At 71.7% G+C, this 20,452-nt stretch carries 21 protein-coding genes; 11 read left to right on the top strand and 10 right to left on the bottom strand.

Features of this window, described 5'->3' with window-relative positions; genetic code table 11:
• Positions 1–5 precede the first annotated feature (5 nt).
• From DB32_RS33600 to sctR, 3 genes are all read right to left on the bottom strand, one after another.
• Positions 6–386, bottom strand: a complete 381-nt coding sequence (locus DB32_RS33600; RefSeq protein WP_083458115.1) for a response regulator — start codon at positions 384–386, stop codon at positions 6–8.
• Positions 383–2,782, bottom strand: a complete 2,400-nt coding sequence (locus DB32_RS33605; RefSeq protein WP_476707532.1) for a sensor histidine kinase — start codon at positions 2,780–2,782, stop codon at positions 383–385. The genes DB32_RS33600 and DB32_RS33605 overlap by 4 nt, the downstream gene beginning before the upstream one ends.
• Positions 2,783–2,931: 149 nt before the next feature.
• The gene (gene sctR, locus DB32_RS33610) at positions 2,932–3,603 is read right to left on the bottom strand and encodes a type III secretion system export apparatus subunit SctR (protein WP_053236750.1); all 672 of its coding nucleotides are present in this window, start codon (positions 3,601–3,603) and stop codon (positions 2,932–2,934) included.
• Positions 3,604–3,785: 182 nt separating this feature from the next.
• Between sctR and DB32_RS33615 the strand changes: the two genes are divergently transcribed.
• Both DB32_RS33615 and DB32_RS33620 read left to right on the top strand, forming a co-directional pair.
• Complete coding sequence (locus DB32_RS33615) at positions 3,786–4,631, top strand: type II secretion system protein N (RefSeq protein ID WP_053236751.1); 846 nt, start codon at positions 3,786–3,788, stop codon at positions 4,629–4,631.
• On the top strand, positions 4,632–4,955 hold the full coding sequence (locus DB32_RS33620) for a hypothetical protein (protein WP_053236752.1): 324 nt from the start codon (positions 4,632–4,634) through the stop codon (positions 4,953–4,955).
• 152 nt (positions 4,956–5,107) lie between these two features.
• Here DB32_RS33620 and DB32_RS33625 read toward each other — a convergent pair whose 3' ends face one another.
• Positions 5,108–5,617 (bottom strand): ClpXP protease specificity-enhancing factor SspB, encoded by a 510-nt coding sequence (locus tag DB32_RS33625; protein WP_053236753.1) that lies wholly within the window; start codon positions 5,615–5,617, stop codon positions 5,108–5,110.
• Positions 5,618–5,661: 44 nt separating this feature from the next.
• Positions 5,662–6,588, bottom strand: a complete 927-nt coding sequence (locus tag DB32_RS33630; RefSeq protein ID WP_053236754.1) for an ArsA family ATPase — start codon at positions 6,586–6,588, stop codon at positions 5,662–5,664.
• Between the two features lie 151 nt (positions 6,589–6,739).
• Between DB32_RS33630 and DB32_RS33635 the strand changes: the two genes are divergently transcribed.
• The gene (locus tag DB32_RS33635) at positions 6,740–7,237 is read left to right on the top strand and encodes a hypothetical protein (RefSeq protein ID WP_053236755.1); all 498 of its coding nucleotides are present in this window, start codon (positions 6,740–6,742) and stop codon (positions 7,235–7,237) included.
• A gap of 1 nt (position 7,238) precedes the next feature.
• Here the strand turns inward: DB32_RS33635 and DB32_RS33640 are convergent, their stop codons facing one another.
• Together DB32_RS33640 and DB32_RS33645 are read right to left on the bottom strand one after the other, a co-directional pair.
• Complete coding sequence (locus DB32_RS33640) at positions 7,239–10,349, bottom strand: efflux RND transporter permease subunit (protein WP_075097689.1); 3,111 nt, start codon at positions 10,347–10,349, stop codon at positions 7,239–7,241.
• Positions 10,346–11,479 carry an efflux RND transporter periplasmic adaptor subunit gene (locus DB32_RS33645; protein WP_053236756.1) on the bottom strand — a complete coding sequence of 378 codons (1,134 nt, stop codon included), beginning with the start codon at positions 11,477–11,479 and terminating at the stop codon, positions 10,346–10,348. Before DB32_RS33645 ends, DB32_RS33640 begins: the two co-directional genes overlap by 4 nt.
• 87 nt (positions 11,480–11,566) lie before the next feature.
• Between DB32_RS33645 and DB32_RS33650 the strand changes: the two genes are divergently transcribed.
• The gene (locus DB32_RS33650; RefSeq protein ID WP_053236757.1) at positions 11,567–12,895 is read left to right on the top strand and encodes a TolC family protein; all 1,329 of its coding nucleotides are present in this window, start codon (positions 11,567–11,569) and stop codon (positions 12,893–12,895) included.
• Positions 12,896–13,276: 381 nt separating this feature from the next.
• Here DB32_RS33650 and DB32_RS33655 read toward each other — a convergent pair whose 3' ends face one another.
• The gene (locus DB32_RS33655; protein WP_053236758.1) at positions 13,277–14,437 is read right to left on the bottom strand and encodes a small ribosomal subunit Rsm22 family protein; all 1,161 of its coding nucleotides are present in this window, start codon (positions 14,435–14,437) and stop codon (positions 13,277–13,279) included.
• Between the two features lie 104 nt (positions 14,438–14,541).
• Between DB32_RS33655 and DB32_RS33660 the strand changes: the two genes are divergently transcribed.
• The 7 genes from DB32_RS33660 to DB32_RS33685 all read left to right on the top strand — a co-directional run bounded on the left by DB32_RS33660 (position 14,542) and on the right by DB32_RS33685 (position 18,971).
• Positions 14,542–15,306 carry an arginyltransferase gene (locus DB32_RS33660; protein ID WP_240481281.1) on the top strand — a complete coding sequence of 255 codons (765 nt, stop codon included), beginning with the start codon at positions 14,542–14,544 and terminating at the stop codon, positions 15,304–15,306.
• A 14-nt stretch (positions 15,307–15,320) separates the two neighbouring features.
• Positions 15,321–16,037, top strand: coding sequence for a cytochrome c biogenesis protein (locus DB32_RS33665; RefSeq protein ID WP_053236759.1), 717 nt, complete (start codon positions 15,321–15,323; stop codon positions 16,035–16,037).
• Positions 16,034–16,345: a hypothetical protein gene (locus tag DB32_RS33670; RefSeq protein WP_053236760.1), complete on the top strand. Its 312-nt coding sequence runs from the start codon at positions 16,034–16,036 to the stop codon at positions 16,343–16,345. The genes DB32_RS33665 and DB32_RS33670 overlap by 4 nt, the downstream gene beginning before the upstream one ends.
• A 2-nt stretch (positions 16,346–16,347) precedes the next feature.
• The gene (locus DB32_RS50080; RefSeq protein ID WP_275935510.1) at positions 16,348–16,482 is read left to right on the top strand and encodes a hypothetical protein; all 135 of its coding nucleotides are present in this window, start codon (positions 16,348–16,350) and stop codon (positions 16,480–16,482) included.
• A 74-nt stretch (positions 16,483–16,556) separates the two neighbouring features.
• Positions 16,557–17,702 carry an acyl-CoA dehydrogenase family protein gene (locus DB32_RS33675; RefSeq protein WP_419249696.1) on the top strand — a complete coding sequence of 382 codons (1,146 nt, stop codon included), beginning with the start codon at positions 16,557–16,559 and terminating at the stop codon, positions 17,700–17,702.
• 10 nt (positions 17,703–17,712) lie between these two features.
• Complete coding sequence (locus tag DB32_RS33680; protein WP_053236762.1) at positions 17,713–18,657, top strand: hypothetical protein; 945 nt, start codon at positions 17,713–17,715, stop codon at positions 18,655–18,657.
• Positions 18,657–18,971 carry a hypothetical protein gene (locus tag DB32_RS33685; RefSeq protein WP_053236763.1) on the top strand — a complete coding sequence of 105 codons (315 nt, stop codon included), beginning with the start codon at positions 18,657–18,659 and terminating at the stop codon, positions 18,969–18,971. The genes DB32_RS33680 and DB32_RS33685 overlap by 1 nt, the downstream gene beginning before the upstream one ends.
• 22 nt (positions 18,972–18,993) lie before the next feature.
• On the opposite strand, the gene DB32_RS33690 is transcribed toward DB32_RS33685, so the two are convergent.
• The gene (locus DB32_RS33690) at positions 18,994–19,746 is read right to left on the bottom strand and encodes a YoaK family protein (RefSeq protein ID WP_053236764.1); all 753 of its coding nucleotides are present in this window, start codon (positions 19,744–19,746) and stop codon (positions 18,994–18,996) included.
• Positions 19,743–20,435, bottom strand: a complete 693-nt coding sequence (locus tag DB32_RS33695; RefSeq protein WP_053236765.1) for a carbonic anhydrase — start codon at positions 20,433–20,435, stop codon at positions 19,743–19,745. Before DB32_RS33695 ends, DB32_RS33690 begins: the two co-directional genes overlap by 4 nt.
• Positions 20,436–20,452: the final 17 nt, after the last annotated feature.

Raw genomic sequence — 20,452 nt, forward strand, 5'->3', positions numbered from 1 at the left:
CGCGCTCAGCAGTGATCGCGGATCACGTCGAGCAGCGTGTCGAGATCCACTGGCTTCCGCACGAACCCCGCGGCGCGCATCCGCTGCGCCGCGGTGGGCCCGTCGGCGTGCGCGGAAAGCACGACGACGGGGATGCCCGCGAGCGTCGCGTCGTTCTCCTGCATCGCGCGGAACTGCCATCCGTCGACGATCGGCATGAGGATGTCGAGCAGGATCACGCACGGGAGCCCGTCGACCTTCGCTTGCTCGAGCAGATCGAGCGCCTCGCGCCCGTTCGCCGCGGCGAGCGTGCAGAAGCCCTCGTCCGCGACGAGCTCCGCGAGGAGCTCGCGCACGTCGCGATCGTCCTCGACGATCATCACCAGCCGATCGCACGCGTCGGTCACGCGAGCCTCCGCTCGTCTCCGCCGGGCACGCGCGGGAGCTCGACGACGAACCGCGCGCCCGCGCCGAGCCGGCTGTCCACGTGGACGCGACCTCCGTGACGGCACGCGATCTCGCGCGTGATGTAGAGCCCGAGGCCGAGCCCCGCGGCGTGGCGCGTCACCGCCGCGCGGTGGAAGCGATCGAAGATGCGCTCGAGCTCGTCGGGCGCGATGCCGACGCCACGATCCTCGACGACGAGGCGCGCGCGATCCGCGGCGCCCTCCACGCGCACGCTGATCGGCTTGCCGGCGCCGTACTGGATCGCGTTCGCGACGAGGTTCGTCGCGACCTGCGTGAGCAGCGTGCGGTCCCACTCGCCCGTCGCGTCGCCCGACGCCGCGATCGTCAGCTCGCTGCCCGCGTGCTGCGCGGCGTCCTGGAACGACTCGACGACCTCGCTCGCGAGCTCCGCGAGATCGACGTGCCCCGGCACGACCTCGAGGTGCCCCGACACGATGCGCGACGTGTCGAGCAGTCGGTCGACGAGCAGACCGAGGCGGCGCGTCTGCCGCAGCGCGCTCCGCAGGCGCTTCTTCACCTGCTCGGTCGCATCGCCACCGACCGCGCGCTCGAGCGCGTAGATGCTGAGCTGCAGCGCGTTCAGCGGCGTGCGCATCTCGTGCGCCGCGATCGAGATGAACTCGTCGCGCAGGCGCACCTCCTGGCGCTGCTCGGCCGCGGCCAGCTCGGCCGCGCGCAGCTGCTCCTCGTCGGCGCGCCGGGCGATCGAGGCCGCGATGACGTTCGCCACGCCGCGCAGGAAGGTCACGTCCTCCGCGACGAGCGTGTGCGGCCGCCGGCGCAGCGCGACGAGCACGCCGTAGGGTCGCGCCGTGGGCTCGAGCGCCGGCACCACCACCGCGACGCCGCTGCGCACGCCGTGCGCCTCTTCGAGCGGAGTGCGCACGATCGACGCGCGCTCGAAGTCGTCGACGAGCGCGGGCTCGCGCGTGGCCTCGACGTGCCCGACGAGCGTGCGACCGTCGAGCTCGACGCGCGCGCCGACCAGGTCGTCCGATCCACCGAACGCCGCCGCGACGCGCAGGCCCTCGGCGTCGCGGACCAGCAGCGCGACGAGATCCGCGCCGAGCACGTCGGCGCTCACCCGCACCACGCGATCGCCGATCACGTCGGGATCACGCCCGCGCAGCGCCGCGAGGCCGAGCTCCGCCGCCGCCTCCTGCTGCCGCGCGCGCGCCTCGAGCCGCCGCGTCGCGTGCCGCTGCTCGGTCTGGTCGCGCGTGACCATCGTGAAGCCGAGCAGCGCGCCGTGCGCATCGCGCACCGCGCTGATCACCACGTTCGCCCAGAACCGCGTGCCGTCCTTGCGGACGCGCCAGCCCTCGTCCTCGTGACGTCCGTCGCGCTCGGCGATCACCAGCTCGCGCGCGGGCTTGCCCATCTCGCGCTCGTCGTCCGGGTAGAAGATCTCGAAGCGGCGTCCGATCACCTCCGCGCCGCGATAGCCCTGCAGCTGCTCCGCGCCCGCGTTCCACGTCGCGACGCGACCCTCGCGATCGAGCATGAAGATCGCGTAGTCCTTCACGCTCGCGACGAGCAGGCGCGCGCGCTCCTCGCTCGTGCGCAGCGCTTCGTCGGCAGCGCGTCGCGCCGTGAGATCGCGGGTGACCTTCGAGAACCCCACGAGCCGTCCGCTCTCGTCCTGCACGCGCGAGATCACGACGTCCGCCCAGAAGCGCGAGCCGTCCTTGCGAACGCGCCAGCTCTCCTCCTCGACGCGCCCTTCCTCGGCCGCGATGCGCAGGAGCTCTCGCGGGCGACCGCGCGCGAGCGCGTCGGCCGGATAGAAGATCGAGAGGTCGCGCCCGATCACCTCGCTCGCGGTCCAGCCCTTGAGGCGCTCCGCGCCCGGGTTCCACGATGCGATCCGACCATCGGGCTCGAGCATGAAGAACGCGTAGTCCTTCACGCTCTCGACGAGCAGGCGCAGCCGATCCTCGCTGCGACGAAGCGCCTGCTCCGTCTCGCGACGCTCGCTCAGATCGCGCACGACCTTCACGAACCCGCGCAGCGCGCCGCGCTCGTCGCGCAGCGCGGTGATCACGACGTCGGCCCAGAAGCGCCTGCCGTCCTTGCGAACGCGCCACGCCTCGTCCTCGATGCGCCCGACCGACGCGGCCTGCGCGAGCAGGCGCTGCGGCCTCCCGGCGCGCTGATCTTCCTCGGTGTAGAAGGCGGTGAAGCTCCGACCGAGGATCTCGGCCTCGCTCCAGCCCTTCATCAAGCGCGCGCCCTCGTTCCACCCGACCACGCGACCTTCGGTGTCCAGGACGACGATCGCGTAGTGCTCGATGCCGGCGACGAGCGCGAGCGCTTCGCGGCTGAGCACCTCCATCGTCGACTGATCGCGCGCGTCGTCCATCTCGCCCGCTCCCACCTCGGGCACCAGAGCGGCCCTGACAAGGCGCAAACGCAACGTTCCGCCACGAATACCGCACGATCGTGGCGCATCGCCACAGATCGTCCGATCACGCGTGATCGAGATCAGCTGTATCCGAGCACGAGCGCGCGTGCGAGCAGGTACCAACCATCGACGAGCACGAAGAGCAGCAGCTTGAACGGCATGCTCACCTGCGTCGGAGAGAGCGCGTTCATGCCGAGCGCGAGCAGCACGTTCGCGACGACCATCTCGACGACGAGGAACGGCACGAACACCAGGAAGCCGATCTGGAACGCCTCGCTCAGCTCGGTGATCACGAACGCGGGGAGCACGATGAGGAGGTCGTGCTCGGTCACCTCCGCGCGCTGATCGGCGGGCCGCGCGCGGCGCGCGAGATCGAGGAACAGACGCAGCTCGCGCGCGCCGGCGTTGCGCTCGAGGAACGCGCGCAGCGGCGCGACGCCGAGCTCCACCGCTTCGAAGAGCGCGTCGCTCGTCGACATCGGATCGGCGCGATCGATGCGCGCGACGGCGGGCGCGGTCGCGTCGACGATCTGCGATCCGACCGGCGCCATCACGTAGAGCGTGAGGATCGCGGCGAGCGCGGTGACGATCGTCCCGCTCGGGACCTGCCCGGCGCCGAGCGCGTTGCGCAGGATCGAGAAGACGACCGAGATCTTCACGAAGCTCGTCGCCGTCATGAAGACGAAGGGCAGCAGCGTCAGCGCGCCGAGCGCGACGATCGTGACGAGCGGCAGCCCGGTCCCGTCCTGCATCCCGGCGCGAGCATCGGCCGCGGCACCGGAGAGGTCAACGGATAGCGTCGCTCGCGGCGTGCGATCGACGCATCGACAGCTCGTCAGCGCAGCGCTGCCCGGGCGTGACGAAACGTCAGGACGCACTCGCGCGATCTCCGAGAAACGTCGCGGGGCACGTGCGTTGCTGAGGCGCGCGACGCATGGCTCGCATCGCGATCGTGGTCACGCTCGCGCTCGTCGCGTGGCTCGCGGCGGGCGCGACGAACGCGCTCGTCTCGCTCGCGCTCGTCGTCGACACGCCAGCGCGCGCACGCGCCGCCGCGCCGCCGTCCCCGACACGGATCGATCGCGGCTGCGAGATCCTCGCGCGCAACATCTTCGATCAGCGCGGCGCACTCCCGTGCGAGGAGCGGACGCCGACGAGCACGGTCACGGCCGCCACCCCGAGCGCGCCCGCCGAGTGCACGGAGGGGCTCCGTCTCGTCGCGACCTACCTCGATCGCGACGCGCCGCTCGCGATGATCGCGCGTCCCACCGGACCCACGGAGCTCGTCACGATCGGCACGACGATCGAGCCGGGCACCATCGAGCACATCGAGCGCGAGCACCTCGTGCTCGAGCGCGACGGCACGAGGTGCCTGCTCTCGATGTTCGCCTCGCGCGCGACCACGACGCTCGCGCGCACCGCCGCGACGCCCGAGCCGATCGCCGGCGCGCGCCTGCTCGACGATCGCATCGAGCTCGATCGCAGCGCGCTCGATCGCCTCGTGTCGGAGCCCGCGTTCGCGCGCCTCCGCGCGATGCCCGCGCCCACCCGCGATGGTCGTCTCGCGGTGCGCGTGCTCGGGATCGGACGCGATCATCCGCTCGCCGCGCTCGGTCTGCGCAGCGGCGATCTCCTCACGTCGATCGACGCGCGCCCGCTCGACGGGCCCGACGCGTGGCTCGAGGCGATGACGCGCGCGCGATCACCGGGACGGCACGTCGTGGTCGTCGAGCGCGGCGGCGAGCGGCGCGAGATCGTCGTCGACCTCCTCGATCGCTGAGTGGATCGTCCCGACCCTGATCTCGAAGGCTGGGCGAGCGCTTCGCGCGACGGCATCGCCTCGCGTGGAACGCTCGACGACTACCTCGATCCCGACGACGACGGCGACGGAATCTCGACGATCGACCAGACCCGAACCAGAACGGCGATCCGCGCGACGACGACAGCGACGGCGACGGGCGGCCCGACTACCTCGACCCGACGCGCGAGCGTGCAGCCCGGCGGCTTCAGCGGCGCCGCGCTCTGCGCGGCATCGCCCGGCTCGCGTCCGAGCGGTGCCGCGATGCTCGTGCTCGAGATCGCGCAGCGTCCACGCACGCGCTGACGGCGAGTCCACGGCGTGGACTTCCGAGTCCACGCGCGTGGACTCGGAACAGCTCAACCACAGAGGGCCACGGAGGGCCGCAGAGAGCTCTTTCCGATCTCTGCGGCTCTCTGCGTCCTCTGCGGTGAATTCGTCGCTCGCGCGAACCGCGATCAGCGGCCGCCGTCGATCACCTTGAAGCGCGCGCGGCGGCGCTTCGCTTCTTCGTCCGACGACTCCGGCTTCTCACCCGACGATGCCGGTGCCGGAACCGGCGCAGGCGCCTCGACGCTCGCCTCGCTGCTCTCCACGCCCTCGCGCAGCGCGGGCCGCTCGGGGTGCGTCTGCAGCGTCTCGTCCTTCGGCAGGTGGCTCTCGATCACGATCCCGCGCCCGGTCGCGCGATCGAGCACCACGTAGATCGAAGCCCACGGCAGCGTGCAGCGCGTGACCTGCCCCTGGAACGCGAGATCCACCTCGAGGCCCTGCTCGCTCGCGGTCAGGTTCAGCGGCCAGCTCGCGTCGAGATCGAGCACGAGCCGCGCGCCCCACTTCGTCTTCACGAACTCGGGCACCACCACGTCGTCGCGCCGCGCGTCCACCTGGATGCGCGGCGTGTGGCCGGCGTTCCAGATGTCGTCGATCGCCGCGTGGATGGGGTGGTGGATCTCGGCGCGCCGCATCTCGCTCTCTCTCGATCTCAATCTGTCTCGGAACGGGCGCGCTGTCAGAACGCGCTGCTGAGCGACTCGATCGACTCGCGCCGGAACTCCGGCGTGAACAGCATCGGCAGCGTCACGCGCGGCAGCTTCGGCAGCGCCGACGCGAGCTTCGCGAGGCTCTGCTCCTGCACGCCCTCGCGGATCGCGCGCGCCCGGCCCGCGAGCGCGAGCCCGTGCAGCACCGACCCGCTCGGCAGCTGCGCCGCGAGCCCGCTCACCGCGTCGCGCTCGCTCGGCGTGAAGAGCCGCGGCAGCACCTGGTTCACGACCAGTGCTTGGGGGTTCATGCCCAGCTCCTTCACGACCGCGCCGTGCAGCTCGATCGTCTCGTTCGCCGGCATGTCCTCGGCGAGCGTGACCAGCACCACGCCGCAGCGCGCGGGATCGCGGAAGAGCGCGAGCGCGTCCTCGGCCTCGCGGCGCAAGAGGCCCGGCGGCGCGACGTCCACGATCACCTTCGGCACGCGCAGCATGTCGAGCCCGTGCCCGGTCGCAGGCGCATCGAGGATCACGAGGTCGTAGCGCTTGCTGCGACCGTCGGGCAGCGTCTCCTTCGTGTGGAAGAACGCCTTGCCCAGCATCGACCACGCCTCGATGCCCGGGGTCCCGCGGAGCAGCGCGGTCACGATGCGGTTCTCGAAGATCGCGCGCTGCAGCGTGCGCGACTTGAGCACCATGAGGCCGTACTCCTCGAGCGCGTGCTGCGGGACCATGTTCACCGCGTCGAAGTTCGGCGCGACGTTCTGGTTGTGCGGCCCGATCGGCTCCACCTCGAGCAGCGTCGAGAGACGCTCCTTCGCGTTCGCCATCGCGACGAGCACGCGCTTGCCCTTGCGCGCCGCCGCGAGGCCGAGCGACGCCGCGACGGTGGTCTTGCCGACGCCTCCTTTGCCGACGACGAACAGGAACTGCTGATCGAGGAGCGCAGGCATCGGGTTGGGGGGCCGAAGCTACCGCCCTGCCCCGCCCCGGGCAACCGCCAGGCGCGGCGGAAACCAGACACACGCGACCGCGAAACCGGCACGGACCGCCGTTGCTTTTTCCGTGCGCGTGGCGCCCGCGTTTGGCAGCGTGTGCGGTTCGATGTCGTCCTCGACCGACAACACCACGTCCGGGTCGAACGCGCCCGTTCAGTTCATCGACGAGTTCTTCCCGCTGGTCGTGTGCGTCTCGCCCACGCGGTACGACGACGTCGAGCTCCAGCGCATGTACGACGGCTATCGCCGCTACTTCGAGCGCGGCAAGCGCTATGCGCTCGTGACGCACACGCGCGAGGGCGCGGAGCCTGCGTCGCCGCGCGCGCGCAAGGCGATCGTCGACTGGGCGAACCGGCCCGAGGTGCGCGCGAACAGCGCGAAGCTGTGCGTCGGCTCGTCGACGGTCGTCGCGAACGCGCTCGCGCGCGGCGCGATGACCGCGATGCTCTGGCTGTGGAAGCCCGCGTCGCCGCACCACCTCGCGGCGACGATCGACGAGGCGATCGACTGGTCGATCGATCAGCTCGTCGCGGCGGGCGTCGCGCTCCCGCAGCCGCGCGAGAAGCTGCGCGCCGCGGTGCTCGCGAAGCTGCGCCGGATCTGAGTCAGTCCTCCGCGGCCGCCTCGACCTCGGGCTCGACCGCCTTCACCACCGGCTGCTTCCGCGCGGCGTACCAGCGCCGCGCGTCTTCGAAGAGCGAGTACGCGACCGGAACGATCAACAGCGTGATCAGGAGCGACAGCGCCTGACCGCCGATGATCACCTTCGCCATCGACGCGCGCGTCGCGGAGCCGGGCCCTTCGCCGAGCGCGATCGGGATCATGCCGGCGATCAGCGTCAGCGTCGTCATGAGGATCGGCCGCAGGCGCTTCTTGTTCGCCTCGATGATCGCTTCGCGCAGCGGCACGCCGCGATCGCGCAGCGTGTTCGTGTAGTCGACCTGCAGGATGCCGTTCTTCTTCACGATGCCGAACAGCATGAACACGCCGAACGCCGAGTAGATGTTGAGCGTGTCGTCGAGCATCAGCAGCGAGAGCAGCGCGAACGGGAGCGAGAGCGGCAGCGAGAGCATGATCGTGATCGGGTGCAGGAAGCTCTCGAACTGCGCCGCGAGCACCATGTACATGAACAAGAACGAGAGCAGCAGCGCGCCCAGCAGGTTGAGCATCGTCTCTTCGAGGATGCGCGCGCGCCCGCCGAACTTGAGCGAGTAGCCGGGCGGCATGTCGACGCCCTGCGCGAGCTCCTGCACCCGCGAGACCGCGGTGCCGAGCGGGATCTCGTCGAGGTTCGCGCCGATCTCGATCTGCCGCGTGCGATCGAGGCGATCGATCTGCGCCGGGCCGCGCGCGCGGTCGAAGCTCGAGATCGCATCGAGCCGCAGCGGTCCGCTCGCGCCGCGCACCGGCAGCGCCGCGAGCCGTGACGCGCTGGTGCGATCCTCGGGCTCGAGCCGCATCCAGACGTCGTACTGCTCGTCGCCGTCGCGGATCGTCGAGACCGGCGCGCCGCCCGTCAGCGTGCGCAGCGCGCTCGCCACCTCGGTCGCGCGCACGCCGAGGTCCGCAGCGCGGTCACGATCGAGCTGCACCTGCACCTCGGGCTTGCGCACCGCCGCGGACGTGTCGACCTCGAGGAACCCTTCGCTCGCGCGCATGCGCGCCATCAGATCCGCGCTCACGCGATCGAGCTCGCCGAGGTCACGACCGCGCAGCGAGAACGTGAGCTGTGCGCCGCGCGCGCCGCCGCCGAACCCGCCGATGTTCTGCACCGAGGGCCGCAGATCGGCGTAGGGACGCATCAGCCGACGCGTCTCGGCGATCGCCTGCGAGAGCGGCCAGTCGCGCTGCTCGAGATCCGTGATCGCGACGTACATCTGCACCTCGGTCACGTCGTCGCCGCCGCGCGACGCGCCCACCGACGTGTAGATGCGCTCGACGCCGCGCACCCCGCGGATCACGCCCTCGACCTCGTCCGCGAGCGCCTCGCTCGCCGCGAGCGTGGAGCCCTCGGGCATCGTCAGCACCACCGCGAAGTCGCTGGTGTCGTCCTGCGGCGTGAAGTCCTTGCCCACCGCGACCAGCAGCGGCCACGTCGACGCGATCGTCGCGATCGAGATCAGCACGACGCCCCAGCGGAAGCGCAGCGACCACTCGACGAGCTTCCCGTAGATGCGCTCGAGCCGGTCGTTCAGCGCGTCGACGGCGCGCGCCATCACGTTCTTCTTCTCGTCGTGCACGTGCGGCTTGAGGAACCGCGAGCACAACATCGGCGTCAGCGTCAGCGCGACGAAGAGCGACACCATGATCGCGAACGCGGTCGTGATGCCGAAGCTCTGCCAGAAGCGCCCGACGCGCCCCTCCATGAACGCCGTCGGCAAGAAGATGATGACGAGCGAGAGCGTCGTCGCCATGACGGCGAGCGAGATCTCCTTGGTGCCGTCGATCGCCGCCTGGAACGGCGATTTCCCCTCTTCGACGTGCCGGTGCACGTTCTCGAGCACGACGATCGCGTCGTCGATGACGACGCCGACGCTGAGCGTGAGCGCGAGCAGCGTGAAGTTGTTGAGCGTGTAGTCGAGCGCGCGGAGGATCGCGAACGTCGTCACGATCGACGCGGGGATCGAGATCGCCGCGATGATCGTCGAGCGGAACGATCCCATGAAGAGCAGCACCGCGAGCGACGCGAGCAGCGCGCCGAGCACGAGGTGCAGCTCGACCTCGTGGATCGAGCGCCGCACGAACACCGACTGATCGCGCACCACCTCGATGCGCACGTCGCCCGAGACGTTGCGCCGGATCTCGTCGAGCCGAGCGAGCACCGCGTCGACGACCTCGACGGTGTTGGTGCCCGACTGCTTCTGCACCGTGAGCGAGACCGCGGCCTGCCCGTCGAGCCGCGAGAGCGAGCGCGGCTCCTCCTCCGAGTCCTCGACGCGCGCGAGGTCCGACAGCCGCAGCGGCGTCGAGCCCGGACGCTCGCGCACCACGATGCGCCCGAGCTCCGCGGCCGAGCGCACCTGCGAGAGCACGCGCACGCCCTCTTCGCGCGTCGAGTCGCCGATGCGCCCGCCCGGCAGCTCCACGTTCTGCGCGCGGATCGCGCTCTCGACCTCGTTCGCCGTGACGCCGTGCTGCGCGAGCGCGTCCGCGTCGACGAGCACCTGGAACGCGCGACGACGACCTCCGATCACCTGGATCTGCGCGACGCCGGGCACGCCCGAGAGCGCCTCCGCGACCTCTTCCTCGGCGATCTCGGTGGTCTCGCGCAGATCGCGATCGCTCGAGACGACGAGCGTCATCACCGGCAGCGCGGTCACGTCGAAGCGCGTGACGATCGGCGGATCCACTCCGTCGGGCAGGCGCGCGATGATCGTCTGCACCTTGTCGCGAACGTCCTGGATCGCCTCGTCGCGATCGCGATCGAGCAGGAAGTTCACCGTGACGATCGAGATGCCCTCGAGCGACGTCGATCGCAGCTCGTCGATGCTCTCCGCGGTCGACACCGCGTCCTCGACCAGCTGCGTGACCTGCGTCTCGACGACCTCGGGGCTCGCGCCGGGCAAGCGCGTCGTCACCGTCGCGACCGGGATCTCGACGTCGGGGAACTGATCCACCCCGAGCTCGCGGAACGAGAGCGCGCCGATCGCGACCGCCGCGGTCACGATCATCGTCGCGAAGACCGGGCGGCGAACGCAGATCTCGGAGAGCGTCACGACCCGCTCCGCGCGCCCGCGGCCTCGTCCGGCGCGCGCGCCGCGGCCGCGCCCTCGGCGTCCTCTTCGTCGCCGGCGCGGACCTCGACGTCGGGCGCGAGCAGGCCCGGGCTCCGCGCGACGACGATCGCGCCCGGCGCGAGCCCACGCACGATCGCGACGCCCTCGCCCTCGCCGACGATCTCGACGTCGTGCGGGCGCGTGCGCCCCTCGACCACCTCGACCACGCGCGATCGACCGAGCACCTCGAACACCGCGGGACGCGGCACGCTCACCGCATCGTCGACCGCGCCGAGATCGATCGTCGCGCGCACGTACGTGCCGGGCCGCAGCACCGAGCCCTCGGGCGCGGCGACCTCGACCTGCGCGCGGAACGTGCGCGTCTCGGGATCGACGACCGGCGCCACCCGCGCGACGTGCGCCTCGCCCGCGGTCTCCGACGTCACGCCGTCGAGCTCGATCGTCACCGGCGTCGACTCGCGCACCACGCCGCCGAGCCGCTCGGGCACGTCGATCGCCAGCCGCAACGGGGAGGTCGCGACCAGCACGAAGAGCGGGGTCCCCACGCGCACGAACGCGCCGGGCGACACGAGCCGCTGCGCGATCGCTCCGTCGAACGGCGCGATCACCCGCGTGTCGCGCAGCTGTCGTCCCGCGAGCGCGCGCTGCGCCTCCGCGACGCTCAGCTTCGTGCGCGCCTGCTCGAGCCGCTCGCGCGTCGCGAGATCGCCCTGCGCGAGGCGCTCGGCGCGCTCGAGATCGAGGCGCGCCTGCGCGAGCTCCGCCTCGCTCTGCGCGACGCGCGCCGCGAAGTCCTCGGAGGTGATGCGCGCCAGCGTGCTCCCACGCCGCACGACGTCGCCCAGCTCCGCATCGAGCCCGACGATCGCGCCTTCCACGCGGGCCGCGACCTCGACGCGCTCGGGCGCTTCGAGCGTGCCGCCGAGCGAGAGCGTGCGGCGCCACGCCGTCGGCTCGGCGCGTGCGGTGACGACGGTGCGCGGCCCGGCGGGCGCGCGCGCGGCCGCGCTCGGCGCACCGCCTCCGCCGCGCTCACCGGTGCCACAGCCACCCGCGAGCAGGGCCACGAGCACGAGGCCCGCGGCGAGACGACGATGGTTTGAGCTCATAGCAACGATCGGGAGACGTCCATCCGGGCGGACCCGCGACTCATGAGCAATACTCGCCGCGCGATGCGAGGACAACGTCGTAACGACGTGACGTGGCTCGCCGTCGTCGCAGTGAGCACCGTCATCGCGCTGTGCCCTCGCACGGCAGGCGCGCAGGATGGATCGAGCCCGGTGCGCGCCGAGGACGACACCTGGGCCGCGCCCCCTCTCCCGCAGCCGCCGACCGAGCGGCTCACGCTCGAGGAAGCGCTCGCGCGCGCCGACGCCGAGGCGGTCGATCTCGTGATCGCGCGCCTTCAGGTCGATCGCAGCGAGGCCGCGGAGCGCATCGCGTGGGCGGGCATCCTGCCGCTGGTCACCGGGAGCGTGAGCTACTCGCGCCTCGACGAGTCGATCGAGCGCGCAGGTGTGGGCACGGTGCGTCCCGCGGACTCGATCACCGGACAGCTGACGATCACCGAGACGCTCTCGATGCGCGCGGTGTCGCAGATCCGCATCGCGGAGAGCGAGTCGGACGCGGTGCGCGCCGAGCTCGACGACGCGCGGCGCGCGGCGCACGCGGCGATCGCGCGGGTGTACTTCACCGCGCTCGCGGCGCAGCGCGCATCCGAGCTCACGCGCGCGCAGATCGCCGACGCGGTTCGTCAGCTGCGCGCGGCGCAGCTGCGCGTCGAAGCGGGCGCCGCGATCGGTCTCGACGCGGCGCGCGCCGAGGTCGCCGCGCTCGACGCGATGCGGCGCGCCGCCGATGCCGACGCCGCGCTCGAGCGCGCGTGGGATCAGCTCGGCGAAGCGCTGGGCCTCGACGTCGCGGTGGAGCCCGCGCCCTCGACGCTGCCGAGCGTGCCGAGCGAGGACGCAGCGATCCAGCGCGCCCAGGCGACGCGCGCCGACGTGCGCGCGGCGATGCTTCGTCGCGAGCAGGCGTCGCGGCTGGTCGACGACGCGTGGTACCGCTTCGTGCCCTCGATCACGCTCGGCTGGGTCGGCACGCTCACCGCGCCCACGACGATCTTCAATCCCGATCCCGCGCAGTGGGTCGCGACCGCGACGCTGAACATCCCGTTCTACGACGGCGGCGTGCGCTACGGCGCGCTGCGCGACGCGCAGACCCAGGTCTCTCAGGCCGACGAATTCCTGGAGGGGCTGCGACGCCGCGTGCGCATCGAGATCCGCGACGCGCGGCGCCGCATCGACACCGCGGAGCGCGCGCTCGCGATCGCGACGCGCCAGGCCGAGATCGCGCGCCGCGCCGTCGAGCAGACCGAAGAAGGCTATCGCGCGGGCGCGAACACCGGCCTCGAGCTCGACGCCGCGCGCCGCGACGCGGAGCAGGCCGATCTGCAGCGCATCCTCGCCGAGCTCGAGCTCGACAACGCGCGCGTCGATCTGCTCACCGCGGTCGGCGATCTCTAGCGCCGCTCGGGCGACCCGGCGCTGCTACGGAATGCGTAGCGCTACGGATTCCGTAGCGCACGTCCGGAGCGCATGGACGCGGCGGCCCCCCGGGCAGAGGGGGACCGCCGCGTCGTCCCCACGCGACGCATGGATGGATGGGATGGATGGAGGATGGAGCAGGAACCAGGAACCGAGACCAAGTGAAGCTCGAGCATCCGTCGTGAACGCGACGGAGGATTTCCAAGAGCGCGCAACCCCGCGCTCGACACCGCCCTGAGCACCCCACGTGCCACGCGAAGCGCCCGCGATTTCCGCGCGTTCGCGCGAGATCGCGACCGTGCCCCTCGCGCACGCGTCGTGCCGCGCTGTGCCGATCCTTGGACGTGGCCGCCGACGCTGTCAGCGCCGCCGATCGATCCGCACCCGATCCGTGCGCAACGTCTCGCCCGGAGCCGGCTCGCCCTCGATCGCGATCATCGATCCGCGCTGCGCGCCCTCGAGCGCATCGCCCTCACGGCGGTTGCGCGTCAGCCGCGCGATCCGCACCAGCCCGGGCTCGCCGCACGCATGCCACTCCGTGCGTCCCTTGCTCTCGATCGGCCCACCCACGACGCGCCAGGCGTCCGCAACGCGCCCCGGCGTCTTCCGCAGCGTGAGGTACGCGTAGCTGAGCCCCTCCCAGCGCAGCCCCGCGCCGCGCGCGACCGTCTTGAGCGCGTCGGGCAGCGCGAGCGGGAGCTCCTCGTGACACCAGTCGCGCTCGCCCTCGAGCATCGGGCACGGCCCCGAGCGCGTGCACGGCGCGAAGACGTACGGCGCGCGCGGCGAGGCGTCGATGCGATCGCGCAGCTGCTGTAGCGCGCGCGAGCTCTCGCGCAGCGCGGGCTCGATCACGATCACCACGCCGTCGTCCGCGAGAATCTCCGATGCGCGCGCGAGCAACGTGCTGCGTCGCTCCAGCGGATCGGGGTGCGCGGCCCAGAGCTCGTTCAGCGCGAGCCCGAGCACGACCATCGAGTACCCGCCCGGCGTGCGGAGCGCCCGCACGTCGATGGGCTCGAGGTCGAGCTCGCGCGTCTCGAGCGTGACCGGCGCCGTCTCGTCCGCGAGCACGCCGCGACCGCACTTCGCCGCGAGGTGCTTCATCACGTCGAGCGAGCGCGGGTCGCGCTCGATCGCGAGCACGTCGAGCCCTTCGATGCCCACGCGCTTCGCGAACGTCGCGATCCCGAGCGTCGTCGTGCCGAGCCCGGCCCCGAGATCGAGCACCTTCCATCGCGGCCCGGCCGGCAGCGCGCCCGCCCACGCGAGCTCCGCGAGCGGTCCTTCGATCTTCGGCAGATCGCGCGGCAGGAAGAATCGCAGCCGCGCCGCGAGCGCCGCGCTCTGCGCACGGAGCGCACCTCGGTCACGCGTGTACAGCTCGCTGAGGCGCGCCACCTCGTCCGCGAGGGCGGGACCGGTTCGATCGTGAGGGCCGAGCAGCACGGGCGCCGCTTCGTCGATGGCGCGGAGCCACGCGTCCGAGAGGGCACGAGGGTCGTGGATCGATGACACCACGCGGCGAGCCTACAGCGCCGATCCCGCGCGTCGATGCGACGGTGCGCGCTCCGCGCGGGGGCACGTCCGCCCTGGCTCGCCCGGTGCTATCTTCGGCTTCTGCCGTGACGCGCGTCCTGCCCACGATCCCGCCGGAGCTCGTGGTCGTAGACGAGGACGAGCCCTGTCCGTACCTCGAAGGCCACACCGCGCGACGCCCGCTGCGCGTGCCGATCCGGCCGCTCAGCCCCGAGGAGCTCGACGCGCGGCTCGAGGCCGGGGATCGCCGGAGCGGTCCGTTCCTCTACAACCAGCGCTGTCCTTCGTGCAGCGCGTGCGAGCCGCTGCGCATCGACGTGCGGAGCTTCGAGCCGAGCAGCTCGCAGCGACGCGCGGGGCGCAAGGGCGATCGCGAGCTGATCGTGGAGATCGGCGAGCCGCTGGTCGACGAGGAGCGCGTCGCGCTCTTCGGCAAGCACGAGGAGCTGCGCGGCCTGCGCCAGCGCGAGCGCGCGCTCGACACCCAGGAGTACGCGCGCTTCCTCGTCGAGAGCAGCGCGCCCGCGTTCGAGATCCGCTACCGCCTCGCGTCGACGAAGCAGCTCGTCGGCATCGCGATCACCGACCGCGGCGCGCGCTCGCTCTCCGCGGTCTACACGTATTACGACCCCGACTTCGCGCGGCTCTCGCCCGGCGTGTACTCGATCCTCACGCAGCTGCGGCTCTGTCAGCAGATGAGCCTGCGCTGGCTGTACCTCGGCCTCGCCATCGAGCAGAGCGCGCACATGCGCTACAAGCTCGCGTGGTACCCGCACGAGCGGCGGATCGGCGGGGTCTGGACGCGCTTCGAAGAGGGCGCTGCGCTCGACGGGACCCCCGCGCTGCGATAGGTTCCGCGGACCCGATGGACCCCCGAGAGAAGGTCCGCGCGCCCGTCGCGTTCTGGGCGCTCGCCGCGCTCGCGATCGTGCTGCTCGTCGCGTCGCTCTACGCGATCTTCATCGTCGCTCCGGTGGAGCGACAGATGGGCATCGTGCAGAAGATCTTCTACTTCCACGTGCCGAGCGCGTACGCGATGTACGTGGGCTTCACGCTCGCGATGATCGGGAGCATCGGCTACCTGTGGACGCGCCACGACAAGTGGGACGCGCTCGGGGTCGCGGGAGCCGAGGTCGGGCTGCTCTTCACGGCGATCGTGCTGATCACCGGGCCGCTCTGGGCGCGCAAGGCGTGGGGCGTCTACTGGACGTGGGATCCGCGCCTGACCACCACGTTGCTCGCCGGGCTCATCTTCACCGCATTCGTCGTGCTGCGCTCGTTCGGCGGCGCGGGCGAGGCGGAGAAGCGCTTCGCCGCGGGCCTGTCGATCGTGGGGTTCTTCCTGCTGCCCGTGATCCACTACTCGGTGCAGCGCTGGCGCGGTCAGCACCCGACCGTGATCACCGCGCGCGGCGGCGGGCTCCACCCGGACATGTACCCGGCGCTCTGGCTCGCGTTCACGCTCTTCACCGTGCTCGTCGCGCTGCTCGTCTGGGCGCGCGCGCGGGCGGAGCGAGCGCGACAGCGCATCGCCGAGATCGAGACCGAAGCGGCCGCGCAGGGTCTGCTGGAGGAAGCATGAAGACGATCCGCGCCCTGATGCTCGCGGCGTTCGTGGTGCTCGTGCCGCTCGCGACCGCGCTCGCACAGGACGGCGAGCCGCGACGCGAGACCGCGGCCGAGAGCCGCGCGACGTCGTTCCAGGCCGTCGAGGGCCCGAGCACCGAGGACGTGCCCGGAGGCCCGCTGCTGGTCGGTGCGTACGGCACGATCCTCGTGCTCCTCCTCGCGTACGTCGCGTGGCTCGGTCGCCTGCAGAGCACGACCGCGCGCGATCTCGATCGGCTCCAGAAGGCGCTCGATCGCGCCCCCGCGCCGAAGGCGGAGTGAGCGTGGGGCTCCCGACGGCCGACCACTTCTTCTTCATCCCGGCCGTGCTCCTCGTGGGGATCGCGATCGGGTTCGTGCTCGGTGCGCGCTCGGCGCGCGCCGAGCTCAAGCGGCGCGAGCAGGCGCGCCGGAGGTAACGCGAGCTTCTGCTCGTCGGGGAAGGAGGGCCTGCGCACGGGCCCTCCAGTAGTCACGACACGAGGACGAGATGCTGGATTTCGAGCTCACCGAGGAACAGCAGGCGCTGGTCTCCACCGCGCGCCAGTTCACGAAGGATCGCATCATCCCGATCGCCGCCGAGTGCGACCAGCACTCGAAGTTCCCCGTCGACGTGTTCAAGCAGGCGTGGGAGCTCGGGCTCGTGACGCCGGGCATCGAGGAGAAGTACGGCGGCGCGGGGATGGGCGAGATCGACAACGTCCTCATCACCGAGGAGCTCGCCTACGGCTGCACCGGCATCCAGACCTCGATCACCGCGAACACCCTCGCCGCGACGCCGATCATGATCGCGGGCAACGAGGATCAGAAGAAGAAGTACCTCGGCATGCTCGCGCGCGAGCCCGTGTTCGCCGCGTACGCGATCACCGAGCCGGGCGCGGGCAGCGACGCGGCGGGCATCCAGTGCCGCGCGCGCAAGGTCGGCGACGACTGGGTCCTCAACGGCCAGAAGTGCTTCATCACGAACGCCTCGATCGCGAGCTGGTACGTGGTGTTCGCGACGACGAACCCCGAGGGCCGGCACAAGAACATCATGGCCTTCATCGTCGATCGCGAGAGCCCCGGCCTCTCGATCGGCAAGAAGGAAGACAAGATGGGCCAGCGCGCGAGCGACACCGCGACGGTGATCCTCGAGGACGTGAAGGTCCCGGCGGCGAACGTGCTCGCGGGCGAGGGCGAGGGCTTCAAGGTCGCGATGCAGACCTTCGATCGCACGCGCCCCGACATCGGCGCGGGCGCCTGCGGCATCATGCGCCGCGCGCTCGAGGAGTCGATCCGCTACGCGCTCGAGCGCAAGACGTTCGGCACCGCGATCGCGAACCACCAGGCCGTGCAGTTCATGATCGCCGAGATGGCGATCAAGTACGAAGCGACGCGCCTGATGGTCCACAAGGCGGCGTGGATGATCGACAAGGGCTCGCGCAACTCGATCGTCGCCAGCTACTCGAAGGCGTTCGGCGCGGACGCGGCGATGCAGGTCGCGACCGACGCGGTGCAGGTCTTCGGCGGCAACGGGTTCATGAAGGAGTACCCGGTCGAGAAGCTGATGCGCGACGCGAAGGTCCTCCAGATCTACGAGGGCACGTCGCAGGTGCAGCGCATGGTCATCGCGAAGAACCTCTTCGCGATGTTCAAGTGACGCGGGTCTGGTGATCGGCGCACGCAGAGCGTTCGCGATCGTCTCGGGGGCGGTGGTGATCCTGGTCACCGCCGCCCTCGGCGTTCGCGCGCAGGGGCCGCGCCGCTCGTTCGCGAGCGGCGAGCTCGGCGAGGCGGCGATCGTCGCAGCGCTCGCGTCCGCGCCGCCGGAGCGATTCCGCGCAGTCGGCTCGTCATCGCTGGTGTTCCAGGCCGAGCTCGCGGGCACGATCGACGCGGCGTTCCGGCCCGAGTCGCGCACGCATCCGCGCGGATGGCTCGCCGAGGTCGCCGCCTATCGAGTCGCGCTGGAGCTCGGGATCGACGACGTCCCGCCGGCGGTGCTGCGCAGCATCGATCGCGTGGCGCTGCGACGAGCGCTCGATCCCGAGGTCGACTTCGACGAGCTCACGCGCGAGCTCGTGCTCACCGGCAACGTCGCCCGCGGCGCGTTCGTGTACTGGGTGCCGGGCATGTTGCGCAGCGACCTCGACACGCCCGAGGGGATCGCACGATGGCGCGCGTGGCTCGCGCAGGGCGGCGCGATCCCGGAGGGCGATCTCGCGCTCGCGCGCGATCTCTCGAACGTGCTCGTGTTCGACTACCTCATCGCGAACCGTGATCGCTGGAGCGGTGGGAACGTGCGACCGCTGCCCAACGGGCGCTTGGTCATCCGCGATCACAACCTCGCGTTCCCGTTCGCGCTCGGGGAAGGCGTGCAGGCGCGCATGCTCGACACGCTGCGCCGCACGACGCGCTTCTCGCGGGCGACGATCGAGCACCTGATCGCGCTCGACGAAGAGGCGCTGCGCGCCGCGCTCGCGGCGGACGAGCCGAGCGTGCTGCTCGAGGATCGTCAGATCGCGGGCGTGCTCGAGCGCCGCGAGACGCTGCTCTCGTACGTCGGCGCGTTGATCGAAGCGCACGGCGAGGAGGCCGTGCTCTACTTCGAGTGATGGGCGCGCTGCTCGCGATCGCCGGCTTCGCGATCGGGCTCGCGCTCGGCCTCGCGATCGGCGCGAGGAGGCTCGCTGCGTTCCGCCGAGAGCTCGCGATGCGCAAGGCCGAGCTGCGCAGCCACGTGCTCCCGCTGCTCGAGCACCGCGCCGCGGGATCGAGCGTGCCTCCCGCCGAGCGCGCCCACGACGAGCGCGATCCGCTGATCGCCGCGATCGCGCTGGCGCGGTCGATCCAATCGACCGAGGCTCGCGCGGACCTGCCGTACACCGACACGCTCGAGGTCGGCCCGACGACACCGCGCGAGCGCTGAGCCGAGCGCCGCCGCCGACCGGTCAGGCGCGCTCCAGCCGGAGCGCGTCGGCGGGCAGCGTGAGGGCGAACGTCGTCGCTGCGACGCCGGCGATCACGACGGCCGGCACGACGAGCGCGGCGTACCCGAGCGTTCCCGCGAGCGCGATCCCCAGCCCGGCGCCGATCGCGAACGCGATCATCTTCCCTCCGCGGAGCGCAGCCGAGCGGCGCGCGGCCTCGCGGAGCGGCGAAGGAACGTCGTGCGCGAGCGTGCCCAGCGCGACGCCGAGGTCGGTCGCGGGGCCGGTCATGTGCGTCGTGCGCACCAGCATCCCGGTGGCGGTCGCGACCGCCGCGTTCTGCAGGCCCATCCCGAACGCGAGCACCGCGAGGAACGCGAAGTCACCGGGTCGCTCCACGCCCGCACCGAAATCCCCGAACACGCCGAGCGATCCGAGCGCGCCCGCGAGCGCGAGCAGCGAAGCGGTGAGCGCGAGAGGCGCCCAAGGCCGCGGCGGCAGGCCGCGCAGCCGTCGTCCCTCGGAGAGCCCGACCGACGACGCCGCGCCGAGCACGAACGCGCCGAGCACGAGCAGGTACTCGAACACCAGCGGCCACGAGAGCGCGTCGATGCCGATCCGCGTCAGCGTTCCGGTCACGTGCGTCACGTAGCGAGAGCACGCGGCGAGCGCGATCGCGTTCACCGCGCCTGCGGAGAGCGCGAGCGCGAGCCAGCTCGCGACGCGCGAGGGCGCGTGCACCGCGCTCGAGTCGAACAGCGGCGGAGGGCTCATCGAGACCCTCCGTCCCGCGCATCTGCGAGGAGCGCTCCATCGAGCGAGCGCCGCGGCTGATCCATCGCCGGCGCCTCACCGCCGAGCACGCGGAACTGCCCCGCGTCCTGGTCGTACGCGAAGACCTCGCCGCTCGTGATCTTGTAGACCCACGCGTGCAGGTGGAGCTTGCCGGTCGCGAGCCGCGCGGCGACCGCGGGGTGCGTGCGCAGGTTCGTCAGCTGCGCGAGCACGTTCTCCTGGATCGCGACGTTCAAACGCTCTTCGGGATCACGATCCGCGTAGCACTCGTCCACGACCTGCCCGGTCGCGGCGGCGTGCGTGAGCCACTCGCGCATCGCGGGCATGCGATCGACCGAGCCCGGTGTGATCAGCGCCTTCATCGCGCCGCAGTGCGAGTGGCCGCACACCACGATGTGCTCGATGCCGAGCCCCGCGATCGCGAACTCGATCGTGGCCGCCTCGGCGCCGTGCGTGCCCCATGCCGGTACGATGTTCCCCGCGTTCCGCAGGATGAACAGCTCGCCGGGCTGGGTCTGCGTGAGCAGGTTCGGATCGATGCGCGAGTCCGAGCAGGTCACGAACAGCGCCTGCGGGCTCTGGCCGCCACCGAGGCGGAGGAACAGGTCTCGCTGGCTCGCGAAGACCTCGCTGTGGAACCGATGCACGCCGTGCACGAGCTTCTTCATGGGACCTCCTTCGTCGA

The sequence above is a fragment of the Sandaracinus amylolyticus genome, from assembly GCF_000737325.1.
Classification (GTDB): Bacteria; Myxococcota_A; Polyangia; order Polyangiales; family Sandaracinaceae; genus Sandaracinus; species Sandaracinus amylolyticus.

Bases quoted from the DNA above. Each gene is read 5' to 3' on its own strand.
- DB32_RS33670 (WP_053236760.1), top strand. From the start codon at position 16,034: ATGAAGACGATCCGCGCCCTGATGCTCGCGGCGTTCGTGGTGCTCGTG.
- DB32_RS33615 (WP_053236751.1), top strand. From the start codon at position 3,786: ATGGCTCGCATCGCGATCGTGGTCACGCTCGCGCTCGTCGCGTGGCTC.
- DB32_RS33695 (WP_053236765.1), bottom strand. From the start codon at position 20,435: ATGAAGAAGCTCGTGCACGGCGTGCATCGGTTCCACAGCGAGGTCTTC.
- DB32_RS33630 (WP_053236754.1), bottom strand. From the start codon at position 6,588: ATGCCTGCGCTCCTCGATCAGCAGTTCCTGTTCGTCGTCGGCAAAGGA.
- DB32_RS33665 (WP_053236759.1), top strand. From the start codon at position 15,321: ATGGACCCCCGAGAGAAGGTCCGCGCGCCCGTCGCGTTCTGGGCGCTC.
- DB32_RS33625 (WP_053236753.1), bottom strand. From the start codon at position 5,617: ATGCGGCGCGCCGAGATCCACCACCCCATCCACGCGGCGATCGACGAC.
- DB32_RS33605 (WP_476707532.1), bottom strand. From the start codon at position 2,782: ATGGAGGTGCTCAGCCGCGAAGCGCTCGCGCTCGTCGCCGGCATCGAG.
- sctR (WP_053236750.1), bottom strand. From the start codon at position 3,603: ATGCAGGACGGGACCGGGCTGCCGCTCGTCACGATCGTCGCGCTCGGC.
- DB32_RS33685 (WP_053236763.1), top strand. From the start codon at position 18,657: ATGGGCGCGCTGCTCGCGATCGCCGGCTTCGCGATCGGGCTCGCGCTC.
- DB32_RS33690 (WP_053236764.1), bottom strand. From the start codon at position 19,746: ATGAGCCCTCCGCCGCTGTTCGACTCGAGCGCGGTGCACGCGCCCTCG.
- DB32_RS33645 (WP_053236756.1), bottom strand. From the start codon at position 11,479: ATGAGCTCAAACCATCGTCGTCTCGCCGCGGGCCTCGTGCTCGTGGCC.
- DB32_RS33635 (WP_053236755.1), top strand. From the start codon at position 6,740: ATGTCGTCCTCGACCGACAACACCACGTCCGGGTCGAACGCGCCCGTT.